Origin of the sequence: Acinetobacter sp. TUM15064, assembly GCF_008980265.1 — a bacterium.
GTDB lineage: Bacteria > Pseudomonadota > Gammaproteobacteria > Pseudomonadales > Moraxellaceae > Acinetobacter.
Window position 1 is genome coordinate 75,173 of the sequence record NZ_BKFU01000011.1, and the last position, 7,170, is coordinate 82,342.

Sequence of the window (7,170 nt, forward strand, 5' to 3'; positions counted from 1 at the left end):
TCAAGATCTTGCAACAACTAAACAATTTACTGTTGGTGCATGGTCTGTGGGTCAAATTTAGTAAAACTCATCTCATACATTTTGTGATGTACACGCTTCAGGTGTTACAGATACTTCATGCCTCAAGCCTGAAAATGTCTTGCCCGTATGGTTTTCACCTCAAAGACCTTGATATCTTTATGTCTGGGGTGCTTTTAATAATTTTGACATTAATCATCATAAAACAACGTCATCACCTACTAAGTATTAAAAAATAATGCTGATCTACATCGTAAAGAACAACCAAAACATCCAACAACGCATTAAAATTGCGCGCTTGCTTTAAAATATCTCAAACATCTTAAAACAGCTGTACATGACTTGAAGTTGAAATACTTGCATAGAAAATTTGCCGCATAAACTTCTACAAGTTTCTATTTTTAATACCGAGGACTATTATTCTAAATAGTCATCTGTAGGTTTTGCCAGTTCTTGCAACCCTTTTCTTAAAGTGTCTGACCATTGCTTACTGATACTTGAAAAGTACGGATCCTCTTCGTAAATCCTTTTACCTACAGGAACATGCAGACTATCTTTTTTATACACCAATGCATCTAAGGGTAAGCCAACAGAGACGTTAGAGCGTAAGGTCGAATCAAACGAAATGAGACTACATCGTACGGCCTCATCTAAAGGCATGTCATAACGTAGCGCGCGGTCTAAAATTGGTTTGCCATACTTACTTTCACCAATTTGAAAATAAGGGGTATCTTTCGTTGCACAAATAAAGTTACCTTGTGGGTAAATATTATAAAGTTGCATTTCTGCACCTTTAATTTGCCCGCCGACCAATAAACTACAGTAATAATTACTTTGTTCCTGCGTGTCTGAGGTCACATCTGCCAAGACCTTTTTTAAGGTATGCCCAACCAGCTCTGCGGCCTCAAACATAGTGTTGACACTATATAAATTGGGTTCTTGGCTTAACTCCAAATGATTTTTTAGATGTCCTATCACAGCTTGGGTTGTGGCTAAGTTTCCAGAGGTCTGAATGGCAATAAATCGTTCACCCTCAATCCCAAAGGTATACAGCTTTCTAAACACTGATATATGGTCTACGCCCGCATTGGTACGTGTATCACTAATAAAAACCAAACCATCTTGAAGACGAAGAGCACAACAATAGGTCATAGAACATCCTTTTCAGCTAAACCTTAACAACTTAAAACTTGTACAATGGAATGCATAGATTCCACTCCACCTTTTTCACGTACACCGCGAACGGGTGCAACATCCCAGTAATCACGTCCAATAGCCACATAAATATGCGACTGCGGTCTAAATAATTGATTACTGGTGTCAAAACAATACCATACATCATCAATATACACCTCTGCCCATGCGTGACTGGCGAGGTGCGAAGTTTCAGGTACATGTAAATAACCCGAAACATAACGTACTGGCAAGCCTAAATGCTTACACATCGCAATAAAAACATGACTATGGTCCTGACATACGCCTTGCTGACCATTAAATGCATCAATTGCAGATGTATGTACCGACGTTTCTGCAGCTACATAAGGAATATGCCCCAAAATTGCATTGGATAGTTGCATTAAATTTTCACGATTAACTGTCGGCACATACTGATGTGCAAAAGCCTTCATTTCAGCATTACATTGAGTATTCGGCGTAGGCTGTAAAAATAAATTTGGGTTAAGATGATCTTGAATACCATGCTCGGCCTGCGTGTTAATCTCAACAATACCTTGTGCCATAATAGTCAATTGTTGATAAGCTTCACGCTGTGAACTCGTGATCCAAATATTTTGAAAGGCATCTCGTTTCTCTTCACGTACTCCTGGCACACTCACATGCCAGTGGCAAACTTCCTGATGTGAATTATCCGATGGTGTCATTTTAATATATTGGATGCTATTGCATGCAGCTTCACTGTATTGATAATGCGTCTGATGGTTGATCATAAGTCTCATACATCTACCTCAAACAGTTGTTGGATATAATCACTAAAATGATAAAAACTCATTGCATCTGGCTGTGCTTTAAGTTGTGTCCACGCTTGAGCGAGAGCAATCCACCCCATTCCTTTTAACACATCAACAATATTATCAATCTCAACCAATGTACGATGCTTCTCTTGCTTCAGACGAATTTGCCTATCAAGCTGTTCAATCATTTGTCCTAAACTAAAAAATAAAAATACATCACTTGCTTCTGCTTCGAGCACATCCTGACATTCACCAACAACATCACAAATATAAGCTGCATTTTCTGTAGCATTTTTTATAAATTGATTTAGTTCCGCATAGGCTTTTGCCGATAAAATACCACGCAAGTCTTGTACATTGGATTTAGCATTTTGAAATTGTTGATTAAATGATGCAGGATTGCTTGGGTCTAAAATCAGTTCATTCAACGAACAAGCATCAAAAGCAGGTAGGCAAAACGCATGTGCATAGTCCATTGCAGATTGATCTTGTGTAAACGGAAACTGTGAACACAAATATTGAGTACGAGTTAAATAGCGTCCTAACCAAAAAATATTTTCTGCATTGGTGCTTAATAAAATCATTCTTATACCCTCATATTTAGTTATTTATGAATGTAAATTTTCTACAACCCAAGTATCTTTAATTCCTCCTCCTTGAGATGAGTTGACCACCAGTGAACCTTCTTTCATCGCAACACGGGTTAATCCACCAGGGACGATTTCGGTACGATATGGGGAACTAAGTACAAAAGGTCTTAGATCAATATGGCGCTCTGAAACACCCAATTCAGTCATCGTTGGGCTAACGGAAAGCTCTAATGTAGGCTGAGCAATATATAAATGTGGCGTAGCCATGAGCTTGTCTCTGAACTGCTCAATTTGGCTTTTGCAAGCTTGCGGCCCAATCAGCATACCATAGCCACCTGAACCTTGTGCCTCTTTAACCACTAATTGCTCAAGGTTATCCAGTACATAAGCCAGATCTTGCTTGTTACGGCATTGATATGTTGGAACATTTTTTAAGATAGGTTTTTCACCTAAATAGAATTGGATCATTTTATCGACATAAGGATAAATTGCCTTATCATCTGCGACTCCTGTGCCAGGCGCATTTGCAATCACCACGTTATGGCTGAGATAAGCCGACATTAATCCAGCTACACCTAAAGTACTGTCTGGCATAAAACATAAAGGATCAAGATAAGCATCATCCAAACGGCGGTAAATGACATCAACACGCTGACGTCCACGAATCGTTTTCACATAGACTTTATCATGCTCAACAAAAAGATCACGTGATGTCACTAAAGGCACATCCATTTCACGGGCTAAAAAGGCATGTTCATAATAAGCACTGTTAAAACGTCCCGGTGTTAACACCACAATAAAGGGCTGATCGACATAGGCATTTTCAGCCAAAATTTCTTTGAGTAATTGTGGATATTGTTCTATGCCTAAAATATTGCTTTTTTGCATTAAATCGGGCATTAATTTTTCACTAATTTTGCGACTCTCTAGCATATAAGAGACGCCTGACGGTGTTCTTAAATTATCTTCAAGTACATAAAACTCACCCTGACCATCACGTATAATATCTATACCACTGATTTGACTGTAAATTTTACCTTTTAAGCTATGTTCATACATATGTGGCTGATACGCTTCATGTGTTAGCACTTGAAGTTCTGGAATAATCTTAGCTTTGAGAATCTCTTGTTGATGATAAATATCATGTAAAAATAAATTTAAAGCCCTTACACGCTGTGCGGAACCCGAGGAAATTTTATTCCATTGCTGTTTCGCAATTACTCGCGGAATCAAATCGTAAGGAATAGTGCGTTCAATGCCCTCAGATTCTCCATAAACTGTAAAAGTAATACCTTCATATAAAAAATGTTGCTTTGCGACTTGGTTTAATCCTTCAAGTTCTTTTAAGTTGTACTGTGACAACCATTGCTCAATCCGTACACAGGCATCGCCTGACATCGCGTTATCGTCCGTCATTTCGTTAAAGAAATTTGACGTCATTTGATGGAATAATCCAACAGATTGGCTCGATAAGCGATCTTGAGAGTCGATCGGGTTCAATACAGGTTGGTCTAGGTTGTAGCCTTCCAACATCGTATTCACATTTGTATCTTTATCTTCTTTAAACATACAAACCTCTCAATTATTATCGGTATGTAATACTTATGAAGCAATAACTATGCCATAGGTATGGTGATTGCTTTCTTTCATTAATTGATAAAAAGCCAAACACTTCAATTCTATTTCGCATTAAGTTGTGTCAAAAAATATAACTGAAAAAATTAAAGCAAAGCTTGCTTAAACGAGTGAGTTTTTTTATTGTGTTCTCATTCAAGTAAGTAATTTCGACTTCTATATTTTATTCCATTATGTCTGCACAAGAAAAAGAAACGTCCAATAGCCTCTACCGTCAGTGGCAAATTTTATCCCGCCTTTCTACTGGAAAATGGATGGGGACACGCGAGTTGCAAGAGATTTTGCAACGCGAAGGCATCGACATTACTTTACGTACCATTCAACGTGATTTAAATCAAATTTCGCAACGTTTTCCTATTGAAAATAATGGTACGGTTCCTCAAGGTTGGCGCTGGCGCTCCGATGCACCTATTCAAAGTTTACCGCACATGACCAGTTCGCAGGCGGTCACTTTTATGATGGTTGAGGAACACTTAAAACATCTGCTGCCACCAAGTTTAATTGAAGAAATGAATCCTTGGTTTGACTTGGCTCGCCGAAGTCTATCCACACAAAACAATGTGCGTCAATGGATTAACCGTGTACGCATCGTGCCTGCAACTCAACCTTTGATTCCTCCGATTGTTGAAAAATCAGCACAACAAGCCATCTATGAAGGACTACTACAAGACAAACAACTTGAGTGTGTATATCAAGGCTTAAATCAAGCTATTGAAGCAAAAACCTATACATTAAACCCACTGGCATTGGTCCAAAAAGGTGCAATTATTTATCTGATTTGTACCCGCCACGATAAAACGGATATCCAAACTTTCGCGCTGCACCGTTTCAAGTCAGCCACAGTTTTGAACTCTCGTGCTTTACATCCTGTTAATTTCGATATTGATGAATATATCGAATCAGGTGCTTTGGGTTTCCGTGTTGACTTCTCTAAACCCACAGAGAATGTTGCACTCACTCTGACCATGACTGAAATCGATGCGTTGTATTTGGAAGAAACCAAACTCAGCACCAATCAAGTATTAGAACCGCTTGGAAATGGACATATTTTGGTTCATGCTACAGTACCTTTCACCTCGCAACTGGTGTGGTGGTTACGTAGCTTTGGCAATAAAATTAGCCATATTGAACCCAAAGAAGTGCGTGATGCTGTGAATCAAACAGTTACAGATTAAAATAAAAAAAGCCCCAATCTCAGGGGCTTTACAGTTTTTTTGGCATTAGATATTTGAATTGCTTGTGGTTGTCATTTTGATTGCTCATCTTGATTTGATACCTCCCCTAAACCAAGACGAGTGCGCTGTTTTTGGTGATTCATACAAACTGGCATTGGCATGCAAGTTCTCCACTGTTAAAACGGATACATTTCATCGTCATGTTATTGACCTCATATTAAGAACGTAAAATCAATTTAAGATACAGCGACGTTTTTGTGAAATAACATAATTGGCAATTTTTATCTATTTTTCTATTAAACAACTCTTAAGCTTAGTTTATCTGTCAAAACAAAAAGCAGACAATCTCGTCTGCTTCTTAAATACCCATTTACACCAAAAAGTTACTTATGCTTTCGTTTTATAACGAGACAAGACTGTCACAGCTGCCGCTGAAATCATTACTGCTGGTAGACTTGCGACTAAAATTCCTGTAGCTCCAAGGCCAAGTGCTAAAATTTTTCCTGTTAACAATGGTCCAGTCATTGCACCCAGACGACCTAGAGAAATGGCACTTCCCACCCCTGTAACCTTGCCCGCACCAGAGTAAAAGATAGGTGAAATACCATATAAAATCGACTGTCCACCCGTTGAAAATATTCCACCCATTACACCAGCAAAAACCAATAGCGGAATTGATGTGGTTGTGAACAACAAAACAAGTGCTACAGCAAGCCCGACATAAATAATGCTAGCCATTTGCCAAAGTTTCAAACGATCTAACAAATAGCCCAAACCCAAAGTACCGACTACAGCCCCGACTTGAAAAATCAGCATAATACTGAAGGCTTGTTGCTTCGTTAAACCTTGTTCCATCAATAAATTCGGTAACCAACTAATTAAAATATAGTTGATCATAAGGGTAAAAAAGAAACCTAACCATAAAGGCACTGTTCGTTGATATTGCTGTGCTTTAAACAGAACATCTGCCATTTTTGGAACAGCTTGATTAAATTCAGTTTCGATCTGTACAGTTCTAGGCTTATCTTTCAAAATCATCGCCATAAACGGCAACAAAAGTAGTGGAGTCAATCCACCGACTAAGAACAAAGTTTGCCACTGAATGTCTTTAAAATAAATCGCTAAGCCTGCAACAAAAATTGCTCCTACAGGCAAACCACAGTACATCAAGCTATTGAGCTTACCGCGGTTGGCTTCCGTAGCTTCATCTCCAACCACCGAAATCATGGTTGGCATAGCTGCCCCTAAACCGAGTCCAGTCAGGAAACGAGCAAGATATAGAACTTCAAGATTCGGTGCGATGGCTGTGATTGCGAAAAATACCCCAAAAATACCAATAGACAACATCAAAACTTTCTTTTGTCCCAAGTAGTCTGCAATGCGTCCACCAAAAAAAGCTCCAAACAACATACCAAACACACCAAGGCTAAACACATAACCCATTTGCACTTGATCTAAAGCAAAGCTTTGCGCAATTCCCTTTGCCGCAATTCCTGGGGCTTGCAGGTCAAAACCTTCAAAGAAAGCGACCCAAAAGCATAAAAAAACCACCAGAAATTTTTGTAATTTTTCACGTTGTGTTAACGCCATGATTGATCTCCATCCATAGTAAACATCCTTATGGCAAAACACGCATAAGCACGTGACTAAATTGTCAGCTCAAACATAATCAATAAACACCACGACAATGGTCGGGATTCACTCTTTACAATGTCTAAATAGCTTCATTATTTAGACCTAAATCATAATAAACCTATAGTTCAAAGCTATTTCACATAAATA

Annotated in this window: 6 protein-coding genes; 1 reads left to right on the forward strand and 5 read right to left on the reverse strand. The window is 38.7% G+C overall.

Annotation, left to right across the window (positions count from 1 at the left end):
- Positions 1–435: 435 nt before the first annotated feature.
- From GBI16_RS05690 to GBI16_RS05705, 4 genes are read right to left on the reverse strand one after another with little or no spacing between them, the layout of a single operon-like run.
- Positions 436–1,170 (reverse strand): proteasome-type protease, encoded by a 735-nt coding sequence (locus GBI16_RS05690; protein ID WP_086207739.1) that lies wholly within the window; start codon positions 1,168–1,170, stop codon positions 436–438.
- 23 nt (positions 1,171–1,193) lie between these two features.
- Complete coding sequence (locus GBI16_RS05695; protein WP_086207740.1) at positions 1,194–1,973, reverse strand: transglutaminase family protein; 780 nt, start codon at positions 1,971–1,973, stop codon at positions 1,194–1,196.
- Positions 1,970–2,572, reverse strand: a complete 603-nt coding sequence (locus tag GBI16_RS05700; RefSeq protein ID WP_151706700.1) for an alpha-E domain-containing protein — start codon at positions 2,570–2,572, stop codon at positions 1,970–1,972. Before GBI16_RS05700 ends, GBI16_RS05695 begins: the two co-directional genes overlap by 4 nt.
- A gap of 24 nt (positions 2,573–2,596) precedes the next feature.
- Entirely contained in the window at positions 2,597–4,147 is a 1,551-nt protein-coding gene (locus tag GBI16_RS05705; protein ID WP_086207742.1) for a circularly permuted type 2 ATP-grasp protein, read from the reverse strand.
- A 239-nt stretch (positions 4,148–4,386) separates the two neighbouring features.
- Between GBI16_RS05705 and GBI16_RS05710 the strand changes: the two genes are divergently transcribed.
- A complete protein-coding gene (locus GBI16_RS05710; protein ID WP_086207743.1) occupies positions 4,387–5,388 on the forward strand; it encodes a YafY family protein in 1,002 nt (333 codons plus the stop codon).
- Positions 5,389–5,775: 387 nt separating this feature from the next.
- Here GBI16_RS05710 and mhpT read toward each other — a convergent pair whose 3' ends face one another.
- Positions 5,776–6,978 carry a 3-(3-hydroxy-phenyl)propionate transporter MhpT gene (mhpT, locus tag GBI16_RS05715; RefSeq protein WP_110975238.1) on the reverse strand — a complete coding sequence of 401 codons (1,203 nt, stop codon included), beginning with the start codon at positions 6,976–6,978 and terminating at the stop codon, positions 5,776–5,778.
- Between the last annotated feature and the right edge of the window lie 192 nt (positions 6,979–7,170).

What these genes read in the sequence shown, in the direction of transcription:
- GBI16_RS05690 (WP_086207739.1), bottom strand. Translation starts at nt 1,170, where the DNA reads ATGACCTATTGTTGTGCTCTTCGTCTTCAAGATGGTTTGGTTTTTATT.
- GBI16_RS05695 (WP_086207740.1), bottom strand. Translation starts at nt 1,973, where the DNA reads ATGAGACTTATGATCAACCATCAGACGCATTATCAATACAGTGAAGCT.
- GBI16_RS05700 (WP_151706700.1), bottom strand. Translation starts at nt 2,572, where the DNA reads ATGATTTTATTAAGCACCAATGCAGAAAATATTTTTTGGTTAGGACGC.
- GBI16_RS05705 (WP_086207742.1), bottom strand. Translation starts at nt 4,147, where the DNA reads ATGTTTAAAGAAGATAAAGATACAAATGTGAATACGATGTTGGAAGGC.
- GBI16_RS05710 (WP_086207743.1), top strand. Translation starts at nt 4,387, where the DNA reads ATGTCTGCACAAGAAAAAGAAACGTCCAATAGCCTCTACCGTCAGTGG.
- mhpT (WP_110975238.1), bottom strand. Translation starts at nt 6,978, where the DNA reads ATGGCGTTAACACAACGTGAAAAATTACAAAAATTTCTGGTGGTTTTT.